Origin of the sequence: Evansella sp. AB-rgal1 (assembly GCF_041820985.1) — a bacterium.
Classification (GTDB): domain Bacteria; phylum Bacillota; class Bacilli; order Bacillales; family Salisediminibacteriaceae; genus Evansella.
Map to the genome: position 1 here is coordinate 20,924 of NZ_JBGUAU010000004.1, position 24,898 is coordinate 45,821.

The following is a 24,898-nucleotide window of genomic DNA, read 5'->3' on the forward strand; positions in this document are numbered from 1 at the left end:
TTATTATGCCAACGGTATGTTTAACCATTTAACAGGAGGTGTCAAAATGGGTGCAGTAATTGAAAAGAAAAAACAAGTTGTACACGAAATTGCAGAAAAATTACAAGCTAGCCAATCAACAATTGTTGTTGACTACCGTGGACTTGATGTTGCTGAGGTAACTGAACTTCGTAAGCAACTACGTGAAGCAGGCGTAGACTTCAAAGTTTATAAAAATACATTAGCTCGTCGTGCCACTGAAATAGCTGGTCTTACAGACCTTGATGCAAATTTAGTTGGTCCAACTGCAATTGCATTCAGTAACGAAGATGTTATTGCTCCAGCAAAAGTACTAGCTGGATTCGCAAAAAAACATGATGCTTTAGAAATTAAAGCTGGTGTTATTGAAGGTAAAGTAGTTTCTGTTGATGAAGTTAAAGCTATTGCTGATCTTCCATCACGCGAAGGATTACTATCTATGCTACTCAGCGTTTTACAAGCTCCAATCCGAAACTTTGCATTGGCTACAAAAGCTGTTGCAGATCAAAAGGAAGAGCAAGGAGCATAAGAGTTCCAAGCATTTTTTCAAACATAGCCTAATGGCTAACACTTAAAAAACCAATAATGGGAGGAAACATAAAATGACTAAAGAGCAAATTATTGAAGCTGTAAAAGAAATGACTGTTTTAGAATTAAACGATCTTGTAAAAGCAATTGAGGAAGAGTTTGGCGTAACTGCTGCTGCACCTGTTGCTGTAGCTGGTGGCGGAGCTGCTGAAGCTGTAGAAGAAAAAACTGAGTTTGACGTAGTTCTTGCATCTGCTGGTGGTTCTAAAATCAACGTAATCAAAGTGGTTCGTGAGATCACTGGTTTAGGATTAAAAGATGCAAAAGCTCTTGTTGATGGTGCTCCTGCTGCAGTTAAAGAAGGCGTATCTAAAGATGAAGCTGAAGAAATGAAAGCTAAACTTGAAGAAGCTGGTGCTTCTGTAGAAGTTAAGTAATTTTGACAAAAACCTCCAAAACTCGCTTTGTTAGCAAAGCGAGTTTTTTGCACTATCTATAAATAAGTTTTTCACACAAAACGATCATAAGAGAAAATAAAAATTTATAAATAAAGAATGGAACTAGTAAAACTTGGTAATGCTGTTAAGGTGTTTTCAGAAATGCATTTGTGAGACTGTTTCATTATAAGTAAGAGGGTGTTGTGTATATGGGGGATCATTACTATAATGAGAAGCCGACAGTAGAAAGTGATCGTAAAAAAATCACGGAGACAATAGCAGGAGAAACTTTACATTTTACAGTAGATTCAGGTGTTTTCTCAAAGAAGGGTATAGACTATGGTTCGAAACTATTAGTGGAATCCTTTCAATTTCATGGATTGGAAGGTTCATTATGTGATGTTGGTTGCGGTTGGGGTCCTATTGGACTAACGTTAGCAAAAAAATATCCTTCTAAAAAAGTTTCGATGATAGATATTAATGAAAGAGCAGTAGAGTTGACCAAGTTGAATGCACAGCGTAATAACATTAATAATGTATCAGTCTTCCAAAATGATCTGTTAAAAGGTCAAAAAGAGGAAAGTTTCGCAGTTATTCTAACAAACCCTCCAATTCGAGCAGGGAAAGAAGTTATTTTTCATCTGTACGAACAAGCTTTTCGTTGTCTTAAGCCCGATGGAGAGTTGTGGATTGTTATTCAAAAGAAACAAGGGGCGCCATCTACAATTAATAAATTAGAGACTATAGGCTTAGATACGGAAATAGTAAAAAAGTCAAAGGGATATTTTATTCTAAAAGGAAAAAAATGTTGACTCTGTTTATGTGTTGTGTTAATGTTATTTAATGCGTATGAACTGTTAAAATGAAAATAGGGTTAATATGCTTAAAATATAGGAGATGTGTATAAAAAGGGTAATTTTGGACAAACTAGTTAACGTCTTTTATGCCTTTCTGATGGTACGAGGCTTTATGCCCTTTTTTTATTTTTAAAAAAGGAAGTGTTTTTTTATACTTATATCTCTATTAGAAGTAAATCTGTAGGAACGTATTATTAAAATGTCTGTCAAAGAGTTGTTTTATACAATTCTTATGATGATAAAAACGCTAGTTTTGAGGGGTGAAGCAGTTGACAGGTCAACTAGTTCAGTATGGACGCCACCGCCAGAGAAGAAGTTATGCCAGAATCAGTGAAGTATTGGACCTTCCAAACTTGATTGAAATTCAAACAGCTTCTTATCAATGGTTTCTTGATGAGGGAATACGTGAGATGTTTCAGGATATCTCTCCAATTGAAGATTTCACTGGTAATTTGGTACTTGAGTTTATTGATTATAGCTTAGGTGAACCAAAATATTCAGTAGAAGAATCGAAGGAACGCGATGTAACATATTCTGCACCACTTCGTGTAAAAGTCCGTCTAATTAATAAGGAGACGGGGGAAGTGAAGGAACAAGAAGTTTTCATGGGAGACTTCCCATTGATGACTGATACAGGTACCTTTGTTATTAACGGTGCTGAACGTGTTATTGTATCACAGTTAGTTCGTTCTCCAAGTGTGTATTACAGCCAGAAGATGGATAAAAACGGTAAAAAAGGATTTACCGCTACTGTTATCCCTAATCGTGGTGCATGGTTGGAACTTGAAACGGATGCCAAGGATATTGTGTATGTAAGAATAGATCGTACACGTAAAATCCCAGTAACCGTTCTTTTACGTGCTCTTGGCTTTGGAACTGATCAAGAGATCATTGAGCTCTTAGGGGAAGATGAATATCTCCGCAATACGCTCGAAAAAGATAATACAGATAGTAGCGAAAAAGCATTGCTAGAAATTTATGAGCGTTTACGACCAGGAGAACCTCCAACGGTTGATAATGCGAAAAGTTTGTTAGAGTCTCGTTTTTTTGACCCGAAACGTTATGATTTAGCAAATGTGGGTCGTTATAAAATGAATAAAAAGCTTCATATAAAAGATCGATTATTTAACCAACGATTAGCAGAGACTCTAGTAGATCCTGAGACAGGGGAAGTGCTTGCTGAAGAAGGTGCACTCATTGACCGACGTTTGTTAGATCGATTAATTCCATACTTAGAAAACAATGTAGGGTTTAAACACTACACGTTACATGGTGGAGTTATAGAAGAAGAAGATGTAGAGTTACAATCTATTTTAATAAATGATCCAACTGCTCCGAATGATCAACCAATTCGTGTACTAGGTAACGGAATAGTAGAAAAAGCGGTGAAAAATATTACACCAGCAGATATTATTGCATCCATTAACTATTTCTTTAACTTGTTACATGGAGTAGGAAACACGGATGATATTGATCACTTAGGTAATCGACGCCTTCGTTCTGTTGGGGAATTACTTCAAAATCAATTCCGAATCGGATTATCAAGAATGGAACGTGTTGTGCGAGAGCGTATGTCTATTCAAGATGCTAACGTGATTACACCACAAGCCTTGATTAACATTCGACCGGTTATTGCGTCGATTAAAGAGTTCTTTGGATCCTCTCAGCTTTCACAATTTATGGACCAAACGAATCCATTGGCGGAACTTACACATAAACGTCGTTTATCAGCTCTTGGGCCAGGTGGATTGACACGTGAACGTGCGGGGTTTGAAGTGCGAGACGTTCACTACTCTCACTATGGTCGTATGTGTCCGATTGAAACTCCAGAGGGGCCGAACATTGGGTTAATTAACTCATTATCTAGTTTTGCGAAGGTAAATGAATTTGGATTCATGGAAACACCTTATCGTAAGGTAGATCATGAAACTGGACGAGTGAGTGCACAATTTGATTACTTAACAGCAGATGAAGAGGATAATTACGTTGTGGCACAGGCTAATGCTAGATTAGATGAAGACGGTGGATTTATTGATGAGAATATAATTTGTCGTTTCCGTGGTGAAAACATTATTGTGTCGAGAGATCGTGTAGACTACATGGACGTATCTCCAAAACAAGTAGTTTCTGCGGCAACTGCATGTATTCCATTCTTAGAAAATGATGACTCTAACCGTGCATTAATGGGAGCGAACATGCAACGTCAAGCTGTTCCATTACTTCAACCAGAATCACCACTTGTAGGTACTGGTATGGAGTATGTTTCTGCAAAAGATTCTGGTGCGGCAGTAGTTTCAAAACATAATGGACGCGTCGAAAGAGTAACAGCTAAATACGTTGAGATACGTTTAATAGAAGAGATTGACGGGAAACCGGTTGAAGGAGATAAAGTTCGATACAACCTTCAAAAGTTTGAACGATCTAACCAGGGAACTTGCTATAACCAACGCCCAATTGTTAGTGAAGGTAATATAGTTAAAAAAGGTGAAATTCTAGCAGACGGACCTTCTATGGAAGTAGGGGAGATGGCTCTAGGTCGAAACGTAATGGTTGGCTTTATGACATGGGAAGGTTATAACTATGAAGATGCGATTATCTTAAGTGAAAGACTTGTGAAAGATGATGTTTATACATCTGTTCATATTGAAGAATATGAGTCTGAAGCTCGTGATACCAAACTAGGACCTGAAGAAATAACAAGAGACATACCTAATGTTGGTGAAGATGCACTGAAGAACCTTGATGAGCGTGGAATTATCCGAGTTGGTGCGGAAGTAAAAGACGGTGATATTCTTGTAGGAAAAGTAACCCCTAAGGGTGTTACAGAGCTTACTGCAGAAGAACGTTTATTACATGCTATCTTTGGTGAGAAAGCTCGTGAAGTTCGAGACACATCTTTACGTGCACCACATGGTGGTGATGGAATTGTCCTAGATGTTAAAGTGTTCAACCGTGAAGATGGGGATGAATTGCCACCAGGAGTGAATCAACTTGTACGTGTTTATATCGTTCAAAAGAGAAAGATTCACGAAGGAGATAAAATGGCAGGTCGTCACGGTAACAAGGGTGTAATTTCTCGAATTCTCCCTGAAGAAGATATGCCATATTTACCAGATGGAACTCCTATTGATATCATGTTAAATCCATTAGGTGTACCGTCTCGTATGAACATCGGTCAAGTTTTAGAGTTGCATTTAGGTATGGCAGCTAGAAAATTAGGCATTCATGTAGCGAGTCCGGTATTTGACGGCGCCCGAGAAGAAGATGTTTGGGGTACTCTTGCAGAAGCAGGTATGGCCCGTGATGGGAAGACGGTTCTATATGATGGAAGAACGGGAGAACCGTTTGATAACCGAGTTTCTGTTGGTATTATGTATATGATCAAATTAGCTCACATGGTAGATGACAAATTGCACGCTAGATCTACAGGACCTTACTCCTTAGTTACACAACAACCGCTAGGTGGTAAAGCTCAATTTGGAGGACAACGATTTGGTGAGATGGAGGTTTGGGCGCTAGAAGCATATGGTGCTGCATATACACTTCAGGAAATTCTAACTGTAAAATCGGATGACGTTGTTGGACGTGTAAAAACATACGAAGCCATTGTTAAAGGTGAAAATGTGCCTGAACCAGGTGTTCCTGAGTCTTTCAAAGTACTAATTAAAGAACTTCAAAGCTTAGGTATGGACGTTAAAATGCTCTCCAGTAATGAGGAAGAGATTGAAATGCTCGAATTAGATGATGACGAAGAGCAAGGAAACGACAAATTAAACCTAAACTTAGAGTCAAGTGAATCTAACGTATAATGGCTGAACATGAATGCTGAAAGGGAGGTTAGCCCCTTGATAGATGTTAATAATTTTGAATATATGAAAATTGGTTTGGCATCACCAGATAAAATTCGTTCATGGTCTCGCGGAGAAGTGAAAAAACCTGAAACGATTAACTATCGTACGTTAAAGCCTGAAAAAGATGGTTTATTCTGTGAGCGAATCTTTGGTCCAACGAAAGACTGGGAATGTCATTGTGGTAAATACAAACGAGTTCGCTACAAAGGTGTCGTTTGTGACCGTTGTGGAGTAGAAGTAACAAGAGCAAAAGTACGTCGTGAGCGTATGGGGCATATTGAGTTAGCTGCCCCTGTCTCTCACATATGGTACTTCAAAGGTATCCCAAGTAGAATGGGTCTTGTTCTAGACATGTCGCCTAGATCATTAGAAGAAGTAATTTACTTTGCATCCTATGTTGTAACGGAGACGGGAGAAACTCCGTTAGAATTAAAGCAACTTCTCTCTGAAAAAGAGTATCGTACGTACCGAGAAAAATATGGACGTTCGTTTACAGCGCAGATGGGTGCAGAAGCTATTCGTAAATTATTACAAGATATAGATTTAGACAAAGAAGTTAATATGCTAAAAGAAGAGCTTTTAACTGCTCAAGGACAGCGACGCACAAGAGCTATTAAAAGATTAGAAGTACTCGAAGCTTTCCGTCACTCAGGGAACAGCCCTGCATGGATGATACTAGATGTACTTCCAGTAATTCCACCTGAGCTAAGACCGATGGTTCAACTTGATGGTGGTCGTTTTGCAACATCTGATTTAAATGATTTGTATCGTCGTGTTATTAATCGAAATAATCGTTTAAAGCGTTTATTAGATCTTGGAGCTCCTAACATTATTGTTCAAAACGAGAAACGTATGCTACAAGAAGCTGTTGATGCACTAATTGATAATGGGCGCCGTGGTCGACCTGTTACAGGTCCAGGAAACCGTCCATTAAAATCTCTTTCTCATATGTTAAAAGGGAAGCAAGGTCGTTTCCGTCAAAACTTATTAGGTAAACGTGTGGATTATTCTGGGCGTTCCGTTATCGTAGTAGGTCCACATTTAAAGATGTATCAATGTGGTTTACCAAAGGAAATGGCGTTAGAGCTATTTAAACCTTTCGTTATGAAAGAACTTGTTAGCCGAGGGCTTGCGCACAATATTAAAAGTGCAAAGCGTAAAGTTGAACGAGTTCAACCAGAGGTATGGGATGTATTAGAAGAAGTAATTAGAGAGCACCCAGTTCTATTGAACCGTGCACCTACATTGCACAGACTAGGTATTCAAGCATTTGAGCCTACTTTAGTAGAGGGTCGTGCTATTAAGCTTCATCCACTTGTTTGTACTGCATATAACGCAGACTTTGATGGAGACCAAATGGCAGTTCACGTTCCTCTATCTGCGGAAGCACAAGCAGAATCACGTCTATTAATGCTTGCTGCTCAAAATATCTTGAATCCGAAAGATGGTAAACCGGTTGTTACTCCTTCACAAGATATGGTTTTAGGTAACTATTACTTAACTCTTGAACGAGAGGGAGCTGTTGGTGAAGGGAATATATATAAAGATCCAAACGAAGCTCTTACTGCATACCGTTGTGGATATGTTCATCTTCACACGAGAATTGCGATTCCTGTTTCATCACTTAATAAAACCAACTTTAAACCGGAACACGAAGGTAAATTAATTTTAACTTCAGTAGGGAAAGTTATTTTCAACGAGATATTACCAGAATCGTTCCCGTATATGAACGAACCATCTATTGAGAATTTAGAAGTAGCAACACCAGATAAATATATTGTCCCTATGACAACAAATATTAAAGAAGAGTTCAAAAAGAGAGATGTCGTACTTCCATTTAAGAAAGGCTTCTTAGGGGACATCATAGCAGAAGTGTTTAAGAAATTTAAAGTTTCTGAAACATCTGTCATGCTTGATAAAATGAAAGACCTTGGTTTCCATTATTCAACGAAAGCAGGTATTACCATTGGTGTAGCTGACATCGTTGTATTAAAGGAGAAAAAGGAAATTCTAGAAGAAGCAGATTTAAAGGTTGAACGTATCTTGAAACAATTCCGCCGTGGTTTAATTACGGAAGAAGAGCGTTATGACAAAGTAATCGAAGTTTGGAGCTCCTCCAAAGACGTTATTCAAAATAAATTAATGGGAACATTAGAGAAATTAAATCCAATCTTTATGATGAGTGACTCTGGTGCCCGTGGTAATGCTTCGAACTTTACCCAGCTAGCTGGTATGCGTGGTTTGATGGCCAATCCTTCTGGACGTATCATTGAACTTCCTATTAAATCTAGCTTCCGTGAAGGTTTAACAGTATTAGAGTACTTTATTTCTACTCACGGTGCCCGTAAAGGTCTTGCAGATACTGCTCTAAAAACTGCCGATTCAGGATACTTAACTCGTCGATTAGTAGACGTGGCACAAGATGTAATTGTCCGTCAAGATGATTGTGGAACTGATCGCGGCCTAAAGGTTGCTGCAATTAAAGAAGGAAATGAAGTAATTGAACCATTATTTGATCGCTTAGTTGGTCGTGTCGTTCATGAAACAATCTATCATCCAGAAACGAATGATGTATTGGTTGCTAGAAATGAGCAAATTAATGAAGACATGGCTAAAGTCATCGAAGATTTAGGTATTCAAACTGTAGTTATTCGTTCCGCTTTCACATGTGATACGAAACACGGTGTATGCAAAGCATGTTATGGTAGAAACCTTGCAACAGGTGCTGAGGTTGAGGTGGGTGAAGCAGTGGGTATTATTGCTGCACAATCTATCGGTGAACCAGGTACTCAGTTAACGATGCGTACTTTCCATACAGGTGGGGTAGCCGGAGATGATATTACTCAAGGTTTACCTCGTATCCAAGAACTTTTTGAAGCCCGTAATCCAAAAGGTCAAGCAGTTATTTCAGAAATTGAAGGTACTGTCTCCGATATTAAAGAAGTGAATGAAAAGAAAGAAATTGTCGTTCAAGGTGTAATAGAGTCAAGAAATTATGTAGCTCCTTATGGATCAAGACTAAAAGTCGAGATTGGTGAAAATGTTCGCCCGGGGCAAGAATTGACCGAAGGCTCTATTGATCCTAAAGAATTGCTCACGGTTTCTGGTGTTCAAGGAGTTCAAGAATACTTACTACGTGAAGTACAAAAAGTATACCGTATGCAAGGGGTAGAAATTGGTGATAAACACGTTGAGGTAATGGTTCGTCAAATGCTTCGGAAAATTCGCGTTATTGACGCTGGAGATACTGAAGTATTACCTGGATCACTTGTGGAAGTTCATCAATTTAATGACGCAAATCGTGATATTTTATTACGTGGTGGAATGCCAGCTTCTGGTAGACCGGTATTGTTGGGTATTACGAAAGCTTCTCTTGAAACAGATTCATTCTTATCTGCAGCATCTTTCCAAGAAACTACTCGAGTTTTAACAGATGCAGCAATTAAAGGTAAGAAAGATGAACTTGTGGGGCTAAAAGAGAATGTTATTATCGGAAAGCTTGTACCAGCTGGTACGGGAATGCAACGATATAGACAGATGTCTCCTGCTGGACAAAATCAAGAGGAACATGATGAGGTTATCTTAGAAGAAGCCACTGTACAAGATTAATTTATTTGTGAATAATGGCACTGTAAAGCACCTTCTATATCAGATTGTATTATGATAAGAATTTGTGAAACTTCAGTGGATTGGTGAAATAGGAAGTCTTTACAGAATACATTGTAAGGATTTCCTTAACCAACACGAAGATTGAGTACATTCACAAGCTATACCCATTATTAAAACAAACACTTTTAAAAAGGTGTTGACACGAGTTATTCATGGTGGTAATATATCTAAGTGTGCCAAATACCTGTTGCTTTGGAGGATGAAGAATGTCTTATGAAAAAGTAGTCCAGGCGACAAATAAAGTCGTGGGCACGAAACAGACGCTTAAAGCACTGGAAGATGAGCAGGTCGAAGAGATTATTGTAGCAGCAGATGCAGATCCAAAAGTAATCCAAAAGATTATAATCCAAGCTGAAAAACATAGTGTGTTACTTACTAAAGTAGATTCTATGAAGAAGTTAGGTAAGGCTTGTGGTATAGAAGTGAGTGCAGCTACTGTGGCAATTAAAAAGTAAAAATAGTTTTTGTCGATGGCTTGCCCAGATGGCAAAAACTTTCCTTTTACAGTTTTATGAACCACCTGGACCAGTGGACTTACACATTGTTGATATAGAAAGGAGGAAAACCATGCCTACTATTAACCAATTAGTACGTAAAGGTCGTGAATCTAAGATTCAAAAATCAGATTCACCAGCATTAAATAAAGGTTACAACAGTTTCATTAAATCTCAGACTAATCAAAGTTCACCGCAAAAACGTGGAGTTTGTACTCGTGTAGGAACTATGACACCGAAAAAACCAAACTCAGCATTACGTAAGTATGCGCGTGTACGTTTGACAAATGGTATTGAGGTAACAGCTTATATTCCTGGTATTGGACACAACCTTCAAGAACACAGTGTTGTCTTGATTCGTGGTGGACGAGTAAAAGACTTACCAGGGGTACGTTATCACATTGTTCGTGGTGCGTTAGATACAGCTGGTGTTGATGGTCGTATGCAAGGTCGTTCTAAATACGGAACAAAGAGACCTAAAGCAGCAAAAAAATAAAATTGCGTTGGTAACAACGTTTCGTATATTTTTAGAAAGGAGGAAAACTGATGCCTCGTAAAGGACCTGTACCTCGCAGAGATGTATTACCTGATCCAATTTACAATTCTAAGCTTGTAACTCGTTTAATCAACCGCATCATGATTGATGGAAAAAGAGGGGTTGCACAAACGATTTTATATAGAGCGTTTGAATTAGTTCAAGAGCGTAGTGGTAATGACCCACAAGAAGTTTTTGAACAAGCGTTAAAGAACATCATGCCAGTTCTTGAAGTTAAAGCTCGTCGTGTTGGTGGTGCAAACTATCAAGTGCCGATCGAAGTTAAACCTGAACGTCGTACTACTTTAGGACTTCGTTGGTTAGTAAGCTATGCTCGTCTTCGTGGAGAAAAAACAATGGAAGAGCGTTTAGCTAACGAAATCTTAGACGCAGCGAACAACACTGGTGCTGCTGTTAAAAAGCGTGAAGACACTCACCGTATGGCTGAAGCAAATAAAGCATTTGCTCACTATCGTTGGTAGAATTTTCACAACCAATGTAGCTTAATGCTAATAATTGGATAAGATATAACTGGGATTACAGTCTTTGGAAGAATTCTTCCGGGACTGTAGGCCAAAACACATAAATCACTTAAAGTATAGGAAGGAGAAAGACCAATGGGAAGAGAATTCTCCTTAGAAAATACTCGTAATATTGGTATCATGGCTCATATTGATGCTGGTAAAACAACAACAACTGAACGAGTACTTTTCTATACAGGGCGTATTCATAAAATTGGTGAAACTCACGAAGGTGCTTCACAGATGGACTGGATGGAGCAAGAGCAAGAGCGTGGGATCACAATTACGTCCGCAGCAACAACTGCACAATGGAAAGGACATCGAGTAAATATTATCGATACTCCTGGACACGTAGACTTTACTGTTGAGGTTGAACGTTCTTTACGTGTACTTGACGGTGCCGTTGCAGTATTAGACGCACAATCTGGTGTTGAACCTCAAACAGAAACTGTATGGCGTCAAGCAACAACATACGGAGTACCAAGAGTTGTATTCGTAAATAAGATGGATAAAATTGGTGCTGACTTCATTTATTCTTTAGGAACTTTACATGATCGTCTAGGGGCTAATGCTCACGCAATTCAATTACCAATCGGTGCTGAAGACGAGTTCGAGGGTATCATTGACCTTGTTGAAATGAAAGCATACTTCTATGAAGATGATCTTGGAACTCGTACTGATGCACGTGAGATTCCTGAAGAGTATAAAGCTCAAGCAGAAGAGTATCACGATAAGCTTGTTGAAGCAGTATCTGAATTAGATGAAGAATTAACAATGAAGTATCTTGAAGGTGAAGAGATTACAGTGGAAGAACTAAAAGCTGGAATCCGTAAAGGTACAATCAATGTTGAATTCTACCCAGTAATATGTGGATCTGCTTTCAAAAACAAAGGGGTACAATTAATGTTAGATGCTGTTATTGATTACCTACCAGCTCCAACAGATGTACCTTCAATAAAAGGTATTTTACCTGATTCTGAAGAAGAAGTTATCCGTCGTTCAAGTGACGATGAGCCTTTTTCTGCTCTTGCTTTCAAAGTTATGACAGATCCGTTCGTAGGTAAACTTACATTCTTCCGTGTTTACTCCGGTACTGTAAACTCAGGTTCCTATGTACAAAACTCAAGTAAAGGTAAGCGTGAGCGTATGGGGCGTATCCTTCAAATGCATGCAAACCACCGTGAAGAGATTTCAACTGTTTATGCAGGTGATATCGCAGCAGGTGTTGGTCTGAAGGAAACAACTACAGGGGACACAATTTGTGATGAAAAGAATCTTGTAATTCTTGAATCTATGGAATTCCCTGAGCCAGTTATCTCATTATCTGTTGAGCCTAAATCTAAGGCTGACCAAGATAAGATGGGTATGGCATTAGCGAAGCTTGCAGAAGAAGACCCTACTTTCCGTACACATACTGATGAAGAAACTGGTCAAACGATTATCGCAGGAATGGGTGAACTTCACCTTGATATCCTAGTAGATCGTATGAAACGTGAATTCAAAGTAGAAGCAAACGTAGGTGCTCCTCAAGTATCTTACCGTGAAACAATTCGTGAAGCTGCGAAATGTGAAGGTAAGTTTGTACGTCAATCTGGTGGTCGTGGACAATACGGACACGTATGGATTGAATTTGCTCCAAATGAAGAGGGAGCAGGTTTTGAATTCGAAGATGCGGTAGTCGGTGGTGTAGTTCCTCGTGAATATATCGGTTCCGTTAAAGCTGGTTTAGAGGATTCATTAGATAATGGTCTTCTTGCTGGATTCCCATTAATCGATATCAAGGCTAAATTATACGATGGATCATATCACGATGTTGACTCCAACGAAATGGCTTTTAAAATTGCAGCGTCAATGGCATTAAAGGCAGCTAAGAATAAGTGTAAGCCTGTTATTCTTGAGCCACTTATGCGTGTAGAAGTTGTAATTCCAGAAGAATACATGGGAGATATCATGGGTGATATCACTTCTCGTCGTGGACGTGTAGAAGGTATGGATGCTCGTGGTAATGCTCAAATCGTAAAAGCGATGGTGCCTTTAGCTGAAATGTTCGGTTATGCAACATCATTACGTTCTAATACACAAGGACGTGGACAATATACAATGCACTTTGATCACTATGAAGAAGTACCAAAGAGTATTTCTGAAGAAATCGCGAAAAAACACGGTGGTCAGTAGTCTAAAACATTGTGTAACAAACGATTTTATTGTAAGCTAAGAAAGGTGAAAAGGACGAGGTTGTTCCAGAGCCTTTCTTCTAAAATAATTATAAAAAAACTTTTTTCTCAAATTAAGGAGGAATTCAACATGGGTAAAGAAAAATTTGACCGTTCCAAGACGCATGCCAATATTGGTACAATTGGACACGTTGACCATGGTAAAACTACATTAACTGCAGCAATTTCTACTGTATTACACAAGAAATCTGGTAAAGGTACTGCAATGGCATATGACCAAATTGACGGTGCTCCAGAAGAGCGTGAGCGTGGAATTACAATTTCTACAGCACACGTTGAGTATGAAACAGATGCACGTCACTATGCACACGTTGACTGCCCAGGACATGCTGACTATGTTAAAAACATGATTACTGGTGCTGCACAAATGGACGGAGCTATCTTAGTAGTATCTGCTGCTGATGGCCCTATGCCACAAACTCGTGAGCACATTCTTCTTTCTCGTCAAGTAGGTGTACCATACATCGTTGTTTTCTTAAACAAAGTAGACATGGTAGACGACGAAGAGCTTTTAGAATTAGTAGAAATGGAAGTGCGTGACCTTCTATCTGAGTACGACTTCCCAGGAGACGACATTCCAGTTATCTCTGGTTCTGCTCTTAGAGCTTTAGAAGGTGACGCTGATTATGAAGCAAAAATCTTTGAATTAATGGATGCTGTTGATAGCTATATCCCAACTCCAGAACGTGACAAAGATAAGCCTTTCATGATGCCTGTTGAGGATGTATTCTCAATCACTGGTCGTGGAACAGTTGCAACTGGTCGTGTTGAGCGTGGACAATTAAACGTTGGTGACGAAATTGCTATCATTGGTTTAACTGAAGAACCAAAGAAATCTACTGTTACAGGTGTTGAAATGTTCCGTAAGCTTCTTGACTATGCAGAAGCTGGAGACAACATTGGTGCATTATTACGTGGTATTTCTCGTGATGACATCAACCGTGGTCAAGTACTTGCTAAGCCAGGTACTATCACTCCACATACAAAATTCAAAGCGGAAGTTTATGTTCTTTCTAAAGAAGAGGGTGGACGTCACACTCCATTCTTCACTAACTACCGCCCACAATTCTATTTCCGTACAACGGACGTAACTGGTATTTGCCAACTTCCTGAAGGTGTGGAAATGGTTATGCCTGGAGACAACGTTGAGATGACTGTAGAATTAATCGCTCCAATCGCAATCGAAGAAGGTACTAAGTTCTCTATCCGTGAAGGTGGACGTACTGTAGGTGCTGGAGTAGTTGCTACTATTCAAGAGTAGTAAGTACTTATTAAAATAAAAGTGCTTTAGGATCATCCTAAGGCACTTTTTTACATGTCAGTACGTTGCAACTGACGGTTATATTATGAGTATGTAACTACGAATATATATATGCTTACCAATACACATATATAATAGAAGAAACATGTCATTTTTTATTCAAAGATAAACTAAAATAAGTGTATTTTCGAATAGAATATAGAAACGAATATATAATAAAAAATTAATGTTTCCAAAAATCTTTAATTTCTACTATTCTTATATAACAATGTTAGGTTATATAACATAAAAAAATAGTATGTAAATGGGATATTTAAGTGTAGCTACCAAATTATAACTTAAGTAAAAAACTATTCTTTTTGTTAAAGATTAGTCCAATCGGGAAAATCTTACAATCAATACAATAATTTATAAAAAAAATGTTGAATTATGTATAAATTTTACTTGAAAACTACATTGATGTAACTTAATATAGTAATTAGTTCGTAAAACGAATAAATAATATTCAAAATATTGTTGATTTACAAGGTAATTCGAAGATATATCGTGTTCTGATCCGACGAAATATTCTGTAAACAGATAGGTTTAACATTATATTAAAAAATATTTATAGTTGCTTTTCACGGAAGGTTCACTTATAATTACAAATTAGTGGCACGTCTAATTGGGGATAGATAAAAGCAATAAAAATTCATCCCATAAAGTTTTAAGAATTTACTACTATTATTTATTCAATAATAGAAAATATATGAATATTGTTTCACAAAGTAATATCAGTATAACTTCAAATGTCTAATTATTTCCACATTTGAAATATTCAGATAAATCGGAATAAATTCTTAAAAGTTTACAAGGATCTTATGAGATTATCAGAAGTGAGTGAAATAGAATTCTCACAAATAACTTCTATGTCTTATGTTTAAATTTAGAACAATATTCAAATTACTATCAAGAACTAACTTTTATATAAAATTCTTCTTTGTAAGGGTGATTATTTTGACTGAAGAGTTATTAAAAATAAAAAATCTTAAAACATCTTTTAGAATTAAAGATGACTATTATGCGGCAGTGGACGATGTGACCCTTACCGTTAATAAAAATGAAGTATTAGCAATCGTTGGTGAATCTGGTTCAGGAAAAAGTGCTTTTGCCTTCTCCCTTATGGGTTTGCACAATAGAGCAAAAATTGAAGGTGAAATCATTTTTAAAGGTGAGAATATCGCAAATGCGTCACCTGCGAAGTTAAGTAAATTAAGAGGGAAAGAAATGGGTATGATCTTCCAAGATTCTCTCTCTGCTTTAAATCCTCTTATGGTAGTAGGCTCGCAAATAGACGAAACAATCTTCCTTCATAATCCTAAGATTTCAGTGAAGGAAAGAAGGGCAAGAGTTATTGATCTATTAAATAAAGTTGGTATTCCTAGACCAGAAAAAGTATACAATCAATATCCTCATGAACTTTCAGGAGGAATGAGACAACGTGTTGTTATTGCAATTGCAATTGCAAATCAACCAGAGTTATTAATTGCAGACGAGCCTACAACAGCGCTGGACGTTACAATTCAATCGCAAATTTTAGACTTATTAGGACAACTTAAGGATGATATGCGTGCTGGAATTATTTTAATAACCCACGATCTTGGTGTAGTTGCGGAAATGGCGGATAGAGTTGCAGTTATGTATGCAGGACAAATTGTAGAGGTTGCGGATGTTTATTCACTAATAGAAAATCCTCAGCATCCTTATACAAGATCTTTGTTAAATTCAGTACCATCGCAAGCGGAAAAAGGTTCTAAGCTACATGTAATTCAAGGAGTAGTACCAGCTTTACAAAACCTTCCTCGTGAAGGGTGTCGATTTAAAACAAGGATTCCATGGATTGATGAGTCAGCTCACGAGGAGAATCCAACATTACATGAAATTAAACCAGGGCATTTTGTCCGTTGTACATGCTATAAGCATTTTGACTTCCCTGATAAAAGCAAGGAGGTATAGGAGTCATGTCGCTACTAGAAGTTAATGATTTAAAAGTATACTTCCCCATACGTGGCGGAATATTACGAAGAGTACAGGAACATGTAAAAGCAGTAGATGGTGTTTCCTTATCGATAGAAGCTGGTCAAACTTATGGTTTAGTTGGTGAATCTGGATCTGGAAAAACTACTACAGGGAGAGCGATTATTGGATTAAATGAAATCACTTCTGGAGATGTAATATTTAATGGTAATAACATTGCAAAATCTGGAAGGAAATCATTCTTGGATGCTCGTAGAGATATTCAAATGATATTTCAAGATCCATATTCTTCATTAAATCCTAAGAAACGTGTTGTTGATATTGTTGCAGAACCATTACGTAATTTTGAAAAACTTTCTGCAAAAGAAGAAAGAAGAAAAGTACAGGAGCTAATGGATTTTGTAGGATTGAGTCCGGAAGCTATTCTTAAATATCCACATGAGTTTTCAGGTGGACAACGTCAACGAATTGGAATTGCAAGAGCGATCGCTTTAAAGCCGAAATTAATCATTGCGGACGAGCCGGTATCTGCACTTGACGTATCAGTCCAAGCCCAGGTATTGAACTTTATGCAAGATATACAAAAAGAACTAAATTTGACTTATTTATTTATTAGTCATGATTTAGGGATAATTAGACATGTTTGTGACAAAATTGGGATCATGTATAAAGGTCGCTATGTCGAGGAAGGTACAACTGAAGATATATTTGAAAATCCTCAGCATATTTACACAAAACGACTTATTTCAGCGATACCTGATATTAATCCAAGGCAAAGAGAGGTACTTATTGAGAACCGTCGCAAAGTAAAAGAACAATTCGATGGTCTTTCGAAAGATTACTTCGATGATGAAGGTCTAGCCTACCCTTTAAAACCAATTTCCGAGACACATCAAGTGGCTTTGCCTGAGAGAGGTTGAATGATATGTGGAAATTAATTGTAAGAAGAATCATGATAATGATTCCTCAAATATTTATATTAAGTATTTTTGTATTCTTATTAGCAAAAGCAATGCCTGGTGATGCGCTATCTGGTTTGATTGATCCGAACTTAGATCCTGCTGCTATAGAAGCAATGCGAGATCGTCTTGGGTTAAATAATCCTTGGTATATACAATATCGTGATTGGATTTATGGTGTTGCTCAAGGAGATTTTGGTAGATCTTTTAGATACAAGATGGATGTTACTGAGTTAATTGGACAGCGTATGACAAATACGGTATATTTATCAGCTTTAACATTAATCTTTACTTATGCAATCGCAATTCCTTTAGGTATCACAAGTGGTCGTTTTAATGACACATGGCTTGATCGTACAATTACGGGGTACACTTATTTAGGTTTTGCGGCACCATTATTCATTTTCGCTTTATTAATGTTATGGGTGTTCGGTTTCCAGTTAGGCTGGTTTCCTACAAGTGGTAGTGTAAGACCAGGTTTATCTCCAGGATCATTAGACTATGTTATTAGTAAATTATACCACTTGATATTACCGTCACTCTCTATGGCACTAATAACAACCGTTGGTACTGTACAGTATTTACGAAGTGAAATCATTGATACAAAACAGAAAGATTTCATCATTACAGCAAGAGCAAAGGGCGCATCTGAACAACGTGTGTATAACCGACACATTCTTCGTAACTCCCTTTTACCGATAGCAGCATTCTTTGGATTTGAAATTACAGGTTTGTTGGGTGGTACTATTTTCATTGAGAATATCTTTAACTATCCAGGGATGGGTGAATTGTTCTTAAGGTCTATTACATTACGAGATTTCACTGTAATGACAGCACTAGTTCTATTATATGGTGTTACATCCATCATAGGGGCATTGTTATCTGACATTATCTTAAGTCTGGTAGACCCGCGTATTCGTATAAAATAAGAAACGGACAACTTGAGGTGAAAAAAATGGGTATAAAGAATGAAAACATTAGCCCGCCAAAGGATTTAGAAAAGAGTCCGTCTGGTTTTACCATCCTCTGGCGTGAAATTGTTAGAGATAAAGTAGCTTTATTCTCTTTAATATTATTAATAATAGTTATAACAGGAGTATTTGGGGTTTCGCTACTCTTAGACGAAAAACAAATTGTTACTGTTGATCTATTTGCATTGTATCAACCTCCATCATCTGACTTTTGGTTAGGAACAGACTATGGTGGACGAGATATATTTGGTCAACTAATTATCGGTACTAGAAATTCTTTGGCGATCGGAATTGTTGTAACACTAGCTTCAGGCTTTATTGGTATATTAGTAGGTGTTATTTCTGGTTATTTTGGTGGTACAATCGATAATATAATGATGCGTGTGGTAGATTTCTTCTTGATTTTACCTACGTTAATGATTGTTATAGCATTCGTTACAGCAGTACCAAGATATACGATATGGTCATTTTCGTTCATTATGACAGCATTTCTTTGGATGGGGATTGCAAGGTTAATAAGATCCAAAGCACTGCAAGAAAAGGAACTTGAATATATACAGGCTTCAAAAACGTTAGGATCTTCTCATACAAAAATTATATTTAAACAACTTCTTCCGAACCTAAGTTCATTAATAATCGTAACGATGACTTTAAACTTAGCTGCAAACATCGGTATTGAATCAGGACTTTCTTTTTTAGGGTTTGGATTTCCGGAAGAGACTCCAAGTTTAGGGACATTAGTAAGTTATGCTACGAACCCACAAACGTTAGAGTTTAGATGGTGGATATGGTTACCTGCATCAATTCTAATTTTAGTATTGATGTTGAGTATAAATAATGTTGGTCAAGCGTTAAAACGCGCGACTGACGCAAGACAAAGAAGAGGATAAAAAAGGGAGGGTATTTATTATGAGTAAAGCAACAAAAGTTTTATTCGCGCTTATGCTAGTTCTTATGTTAGTTCTTGCGGCTTGTGGTGGCAACAACAACAACAACAACAACAACAATGAAGGCGGCAACGATACTAACAACGACAACAACAATGAGGATGTAGCAGAGAATAACAATGACGCTGAAGACGATGGGTTATACTCTATCAGTGATTTCAGTAAGTTTAAGGAAAATGAAGGTACAGCAATTGATGGAGGAACTATTACTTTCGGTTTAGTTTCTGATACACCTTTTGAAGGTACTTTAAACTGGAACTTCTACGGAGGTAATCCAGATGCTCAAGTTTTAACATGGTTTGATGAGGGTCTATTAACTTGGGATGAAAACTTTGTTTACACTCAAGATGGTGCAGCTACTTATGAAACTAATGAAGAAGGAAATATTTTTACATTCACTATCCGTGACAATGTTAATTGGCATGATGGCGAACCTGTAACTGCAGAAGATTGGTTATTTGCTCATGAGGTAATTAGTCACCCTGATTATGATGGTGTTCGTTGGGGTCCAGATTTCCAAAATATCGTAGGTGCGCAAGAATACCATGATGGTGAAGCTGATACGATTTCTGGTATTACAGTTTTAAGTGAAAAAGAATTACAAATTGAATTTATTAATGTATCGCCATCACTTGTAACAGGTTCTATTTGGACATATCCATTGGCGAAGCATATCTTCGAAGACATCCCTGTAGCTGATATGTCTTCATCTGATGCAGTTCGTCGTAATCCAGTTGGATTTGGTCCATTTGTAGTAGACGTAATTGTTCCAGGTGAGTCAGTAACCTTCAACAAGAACGAAGATTACTGGAGAGGTGAGCCTAATTTAGATGGTGTAGTTTTACGTGTTATCAATCCTAATACTGTAGTACAAGAGTTAAAAACAGGTGGAGTTGACATGGTGAGTGCATTCCCTGTTGACCAATTCCCTGATAACGCTGATATGTCTAACGTTGAGTGGTTAGGTGATATTGATCGTGCATACACTTACATTGGATTTAAACTAGGTGAGTGGGATGCAGAATCAGAAGATGGTCCTGTTATAATGAAAGATGATAAGAAAATGGCTGATGTGAATTTACGTCGTGCTATGTGGCACGCTGTTGATAATGATGCTGTAGGTGAAAGATTCTACCATGGTCTTAGATGGGGAGCTACAACTTTAATTCCTCCATCTCATCCTGAATTCCATGATGATACTAACGAAGGATTAAAGTTTGATCCTGAAAAAGCGAAGCAAATCTTAGCTGATGCTGGTTATGAAGACACTAATGATGACGGATTTGTTGAAACTCCAGAAGGAGAAGAATTAGTTATTAATTTCGCTTCTATGACTGGTGGAGATATCGCTGAGCCATTAGCTCGTTATTATGTACAATCTTGGAATAATATCGGTCTAAATGTTGAATTACAAATGGAAGAATTCAATAACTTCTACGATCGTGTTGGTAACGGTGGTAATGATGACCCTGAACTAGATGTATTTATGGGTGCTTGGGGTGTAGGTATTGACGTAGATCCTTCTGGTCTTTACGGAAACGTAATGTTCAACTTCCCACGTTGGAGAAATGCTGAGAATGATCGTCTATTAGCAGAAGGTGTTTCTGAAGAAGCATTTGATGTTGATTATCGTCAAGGGATTTATAAAGAATGGCAACAATTAATGGTTGATGAAGTTCCTGTATTCCCAACTCTTTACCGTGCAGTTCTTAGCCCGGTTAATAACCGAGTTCTTAACTACGCGATTGGTGATGGAACTGGAGTTTACCTATATGAACTTGCTGTAACTCAAGAAGAAGCAATTGTAGCTGAGTAATAAATATATTCTTTCTAAAGAAGTGCCGTTTTGGCACTTCTTTTTTTGGCAATATTTATACTGAAAAGAACATTTGATATATGGAGAAACGCCCTGTATAATAGAAAAAGTGTGATTCACAAAAAAAATGTATAAAAAGCCTTGCATTGAGCATTGGTTTTCGATATAATGTTGAATGTTGGTCAAATGACAGGCTACGATGCGGAAGGTTGCTGACACACCCGGCCCCTTTGCCATGGCTAGTGTGAAAATTTCCGAGGAGCAAGTCTATTTCCAAAAATGGGCGAAAAAGGAGGTAATAAAATGGCAAAACAGAAAATTCGCATTCGTTTAAAAGCATACGATCACAGAATCTTAGATCAATCTGCAGAGAAAATTGTAGAGACAGCTAAACGTTCTGGTGCAGGAGTAGCTGGACCGGTTCCGTTACCAACTGAAAAATCTATTTATACGATTCTTCGTGCGGTACACAAGTATAAAGATTCTCGCGAACAGTTCGAAATGAGAACTCATAAGCGTTTGATCGATATCTTAAATCCGACTCCACAAACTGTGGATGCTTTAATGCGTTTAGACCTGCCATCAGGTGTAGACATTGAAATCAAGTTATAATAAATGAAAATTAAATGATTAATAGGAGGTGTGACTCATGGCCAAAGGAATCTTAGGTAGAAAAATAGGTATGACTCAAATTTTTGCTGAAAATGGTGAAGTTATTCCTGTAACAGTTATCGAAGCTACTCCAAACGTTGTTCTTCAAAAGAAGACAGTTGAGGGGGAAGGGTACGAAGCAATCCAGCTTGGTTTTGCAGACAAGAAAGAAAGTCTTATAAACAAGCCAGCAAAAGGTCATGCTGAAAAAGCGAAGACAACCCCTAAGCGCTTCGTAAAAGAATTCCGTGAGTTAAATGGTGCGGAATATGAAATTGGTCAAGAAGTCAAAGTAGATACATTTGCAGAAGGTGACATCGTAGACGTTACTGGTACATCAAAAGGGAAAGGTTTTGCTGGTTCTATCAAACGCCACAACCAATCTCGTGGACCAATGTCTCACGGTTCTCGTTACCACCGTCGCCCTGGTTCAATGGGTCCTGTAGATCCGAACCGAGTTATGAAAGGTAAAGCATTACCTGGACGTATGGGTGGAGAGCAAGTGACTATGCAAAATCTTGAAATCGTTCGTGTTGATACAGAGCGTAATATATTATTAGTAAAAGGGAACGTACCTGGTGCTAGAAAAAGCTACGTTACCATAAAAACTGCTGTGAAAGCGACAGCTGAATAAGATCGATATAGAAAGGAGGAGCCTAGATGCCTAAAGTTACTTTGTACAATCAAACTGGCTCGCAAGTAGGCGATATTGAACTTTCAGACAGCGTATTCGGTATTGAACCAAATAAAAGTGTTCTTTATGACGCTGTTGTGATGCAACAAGCATCTCAACGACAAGGTACACATGCTACAAAAGGTCGTTCTGATGTTCGTGGTGGTGGACGTAAGCCTTGGCGACAAAAAGGAACAGGTCGTGCTCGACAAGGATCTATCCGCTCGCCACAATGGGTTGGTGGTGGAGTAGTGTTCGGACCACAACCACGTAGCTATGCATATAATTTACCAAAAAAACAACGTCGTTTGGCGTTAAGATCTGCTCTTTCTTCTAAGGTGAACGCAGAAGAAATTAGAGTATTAGAAGGTTTAAACTTAGAAACTCCAAAAACAAAAGATATGCTTAATGTACTTAGCGGTCTTTCTGTGGAGAGAAAAGCATTAGTAGTTACTGCGGATTATAACGAAGCAGTTGCTTTATCTGCTCGTAATATCCCTGGTGTAAAATTCGTCACAGCAGAAGGTGTTAACGTATTAGATGTATTAAAATACGATAACCTTGTTATCACACAAGATGCTGTGAAAAAGGTAGAGGAGGTGCTTGCATAATGGCAGATGCACGTGATGTTATTAAGCGCCCCGTTATTACTGAACGTTCAACAGATCTTATGGCAGAGCAAAAGTACACGTTTGAAGTAGACCCTCGCGCTAATAAGACACAAATTAAAAATGCAATTGAAGAAATTTTTGGTGTTACAGTTGCTAAAGTGAACACGATGAACTACAAAGGTAAGTTCCGTCGTTTCGGACGCTACACTGGTTATACTAGCAAGCGCAAGAAAGCCATTGTACAACTCACACCAGATAGCAAAGAATTAGAATTCTTTGAAGGTGTTTAATAAGTTTGCAGTGAAAGGAGGAAAAACGAATGCCTATTAAAAAGTATAAACCGACCACTAACGGACGTCGTGGAATGTCTGTATTAGACTTTCAAGAAATCACTACGGATAAGCCGGAAAAATCTTTACTTGAACCAGTAAAGAGAAAAGGTGGAAGAAATAATCAAGGAAGATTGACTGTTCGTCATCAAGGTGGTGGACACAAACGTCAATATCGCGTAATAGATTTCAAACGTGACAAAGATGGAATTCCAGGACGCGTTGCTACGATCGAATACGATCCAAACCGTACTGCGAATATCGCTTTGATTAACTATGTTGATGGTGAGAAACGTTACATTCTAGCTCCTAAAAACTTAAAAGTTGGTATGGAGATTATGTCTGGTAAAGATGCCGACATTAAAGTAGGTAACGCACTTCAATTAAAAGATATCCCAGTAGGTACTGTTATTCATAACATTGAGTTACGTCCTGGGAAAGGTGGACAGCTTGTACGTTCAGCTGGTGCTGAAGCGCAACTTCTTGGTAAAGAAGGAGATTACGTACTAGTTCGTTTACGTTCTGGTGAAACTCGTTTAATTCTAGCAACTTGTCGTGCATCAATCGGTCAAGTTGGAAATGTAGAACATGAACTTGTTAACATCGGGAAAGCTGGTCGTTCTCGTTGGATGGGTAAGCGCCCTACAGTTCGTGGTTCTGTTATGAACCCTGTTGATCACCCACACGGTGGTGGTGAAGGTCGCGCTCCAATCGGACGTAAATCACCAATGTCACCTTGGGGTAAACCAACTCTTGGATTTAAAACTCGTAAGAAAAACAAAGACACGGATAAATATATTGTGCGTCGTCGTAAAAAATAACGGGATTGCTCTACGGTTCTCGTTTGGAAGAACCGTAGCTCAATCGCGAAGGGAGGTACAATCATGGGTCGTAGTCTAAAAAAAGGACCTTTCGTCGATGATCATTTAATGAAAAAAGTTGAAGCGATGGGTGATGACAAGAGAGTAATTAAAACTTGGTCTCGTCGTTCAACAATTTTCCCGGAATTCATCGGACATACTATTGCGGTATACGATGGTCGTAAACACGTACCAGTTTACATTTCAGAAGATATGGTTGGACATAAACTCGGTGAGTTCGCACCAACTAGAACGTATAAAGGCCATGCTGCCGACGACAAGAAAACTCGACGTTAATAAAGAGGGGAGGTACTTACCATGGAAGCAAAAGCAGTTGTAAAACAAGTGCGTATTGCTCCTCGTAAAGTTCGCCTAGTGGTTGACTTAATTCGTGGAAAAAAAGTAGGAGAAGCTATCTCCATACTACGCCATACACCAAAAGCAGCATCTCCAGTAGTAGAAAAGTTGCTTAACTCAGCTATTGCGAACGCAGAGCACAACTATGAAATGGAAGCTGACAGCTTAGTAGTTAGTAAAGTATTTGTAGATGAAGGTGTTACTTTAAAAAGATTTCGCCCGCGTGCAATGGGTCGTGCGAGCAGAATCAACAAAAGAACTAGTCATATAACTCTAGTTCTGACAGAGAAGAAGGAGGGATAA

General features: G+C 38.2%; 22 protein-coding genes and 1 other annotated feature (1 of these 23 only partly in view). All 22 genes read left to right on the forward strand.

Going from position 1 to position 24,898, the window contains the following annotated elements:
- Positions 1-13 (forward strand) — a sequence feature (ribosomal protein L10 leader region); it begins 137 nt to the left of the window's first position.
- Between the two features lie 33 nt (positions 14-46).
- Positions 47-547: a 50S ribosomal protein L10 gene (gene rplJ, locus ACERII_RS04015; RefSeq protein WP_373640251.1), complete on the forward strand. Its 501-nt coding sequence runs from the start codon at positions 47-49 to the stop codon at positions 545-547.
- 73 nt (positions 548-620) lie between these two features.
- The gene (gene rplL, locus ACERII_RS04020; RefSeq protein WP_373640252.1) at positions 621-983 is read left to right on the forward strand and encodes a 50S ribosomal protein L7/L12; all 363 of its coding nucleotides are present in this window, start codon (positions 621-623) and stop codon (positions 981-983) included.
- Positions 984-1,192: 209 nt separating this feature from the next.
- Positions 1,193-1,795 carry a class I SAM-dependent methyltransferase gene (locus tag ACERII_RS04025; RefSeq protein WP_373640253.1) on the forward strand — a complete coding sequence of 201 codons (603 nt, stop codon included), beginning with the start codon at positions 1,193-1,195 and terminating at the stop codon, positions 1,793-1,795.
- A gap of 314 nt (positions 1,796-2,109) precedes the next feature.
- Complete coding sequence (rpoB, locus tag ACERII_RS04030) at positions 2,110-5,649, forward strand: DNA-directed RNA polymerase subunit beta (RefSeq protein ID WP_373640254.1); 3,540 nt, start codon at positions 2,110-2,112, stop codon at positions 5,647-5,649.
- Between the two features lie 36 nt (positions 5,650-5,685).
- A complete protein-coding gene (rpoC, locus tag ACERII_RS04035; protein WP_373640255.1) occupies positions 5,686-9,300 on the forward strand; it encodes a DNA-directed RNA polymerase subunit beta' in 3,615 nt (1,204 codons plus the stop codon).
- A 266-nt stretch (positions 9,301-9,566) separates the two neighbouring features.
- Positions 9,567-9,815, forward strand: a complete 249-nt coding sequence (locus tag ACERII_RS04040; RefSeq protein ID WP_373640257.1) for a 50S ribosomal protein L7ae-like protein — start codon at positions 9,567-9,569, stop codon at positions 9,813-9,815.
- Between the two features lie 112 nt (positions 9,816-9,927).
- Positions 9,928-10,350 carry a 30S ribosomal protein S12 gene (gene rpsL / locus ACERII_RS04045; RefSeq protein WP_373640258.1) on the forward strand — a complete coding sequence of 141 codons (423 nt, stop codon included), beginning with the start codon at positions 9,928-9,930 and terminating at the stop codon, positions 10,348-10,350.
- 50 nt (positions 10,351-10,400) lie between these two features.
- Positions 10,401-10,871, forward strand: coding sequence for a 30S ribosomal protein S7 (gene rpsG / locus ACERII_RS04050; protein WP_278283964.1), 471 nt, complete (start codon positions 10,401-10,403; stop codon positions 10,869-10,871).
- A gap of 135 nt (positions 10,872-11,006) precedes the next feature.
- On the forward strand, positions 11,007-13,085 hold the full coding sequence (gene fusA, locus ACERII_RS04055; RefSeq protein ID WP_373640260.1) for an elongation factor G: 2,079 nt from the start codon (positions 11,007-11,009) through the stop codon (positions 13,083-13,085).
- Between the two features lie 129 nt (positions 13,086-13,214).
- On the forward strand, positions 13,215-14,405 hold the full coding sequence (gene tuf / locus ACERII_RS04060; RefSeq protein ID WP_373640262.1) for an elongation factor Tu: 1,191 nt from the start codon (positions 13,215-13,217) through the stop codon (positions 14,403-14,405).
- Positions 14,406-15,401: 996 nt separating this feature from the next.
- Entirely contained in the window at positions 15,402-16,400 is a 999-nt protein-coding gene (locus ACERII_RS04065) for an ABC transporter ATP-binding protein (RefSeq protein ID WP_373640264.1), read from the forward strand.
- A gap of 5 nt (positions 16,401-16,405) precedes the next feature.
- Entirely contained in the window at positions 16,406-17,341 is a 936-nt protein-coding gene (locus tag ACERII_RS04070; protein ID WP_373640265.1) for an ABC transporter ATP-binding protein, read from the forward strand.
- A gap of 5 nt (positions 17,342-17,346) precedes the next feature.
- Positions 17,347-18,309, forward strand: a complete 963-nt coding sequence (gene opp4B / locus ACERII_RS04075) for an oligopeptide ABC transporter permease (RefSeq protein WP_373640267.1) — start codon at positions 17,347-17,349, stop codon at positions 18,307-18,309.
- 26 nt (positions 18,310-18,335) lie between these two features.
- Positions 18,336-19,241: an ABC transporter permease gene (locus ACERII_RS04080; protein ID WP_373640270.1), complete on the forward strand. Its 906-nt coding sequence runs from the start codon at positions 18,336-18,338 to the stop codon at positions 19,239-19,241.
- Between the two features lie 19 nt (positions 19,242-19,260).
- Entirely contained in the window at positions 19,261-21,114 is a 1,854-nt protein-coding gene (locus ACERII_RS04085) for an oligopeptide ABC transporter substrate-binding protein (RefSeq protein WP_373640272.1), read from the forward strand.
- Positions 21,115-21,417: 303 nt separating this feature from the next.
- Positions 21,418-21,726, forward strand: coding sequence for a 30S ribosomal protein S10 (rpsJ, locus tag ACERII_RS04090; protein ID WP_307327829.1), 309 nt, complete (start codon positions 21,418-21,420; stop codon positions 21,724-21,726).
- A gap of 37 nt (positions 21,727-21,763) precedes the next feature.
- Positions 21,764-22,399, forward strand: a complete 636-nt coding sequence (gene rplC, locus ACERII_RS04095) for a 50S ribosomal protein L3 (protein WP_373640274.1) — start codon at positions 21,764-21,766, stop codon at positions 22,397-22,399.
- 26 nt (positions 22,400-22,425) lie between these two features.
- On the forward strand, positions 22,426-23,049 hold the full coding sequence (gene rplD / locus ACERII_RS04100) for a 50S ribosomal protein L4 (RefSeq protein WP_373640275.1): 624 nt from the start codon (positions 22,426-22,428) through the stop codon (positions 23,047-23,049).
- On the forward strand, positions 23,049-23,339 hold the full coding sequence (rplW, locus tag ACERII_RS04105; protein WP_373640276.1) for a 50S ribosomal protein L23: 291 nt from the start codon (positions 23,049-23,051) through the stop codon (positions 23,337-23,339). Before rplD ends, rplW begins: the two co-directional genes overlap by 1 nt.
- 29 nt (positions 23,340-23,368) lie before the next feature.
- Complete coding sequence (gene rplB, locus ACERII_RS04110; RefSeq protein WP_373640277.1) at positions 23,369-24,199, forward strand: 50S ribosomal protein L2; 831 nt, start codon at positions 23,369-23,371, stop codon at positions 24,197-24,199.
- Positions 24,200-24,262: 63 nt separating this feature from the next.
- Positions 24,263-24,535, forward strand: a complete 273-nt coding sequence (rpsS, locus tag ACERII_RS04115) for a 30S ribosomal protein S19 (RefSeq protein WP_278283954.1) — start codon at positions 24,263-24,265, stop codon at positions 24,533-24,535.
- Positions 24,536-24,556: 21 nt separating this feature from the next.
- Positions 24,557-24,898: a 50S ribosomal protein L22 gene (gene rplV, locus ACERII_RS04120; RefSeq protein ID WP_373640278.1), complete on the forward strand. Its 342-nt coding sequence runs from the start codon at positions 24,557-24,559 to the stop codon at positions 24,896-24,898.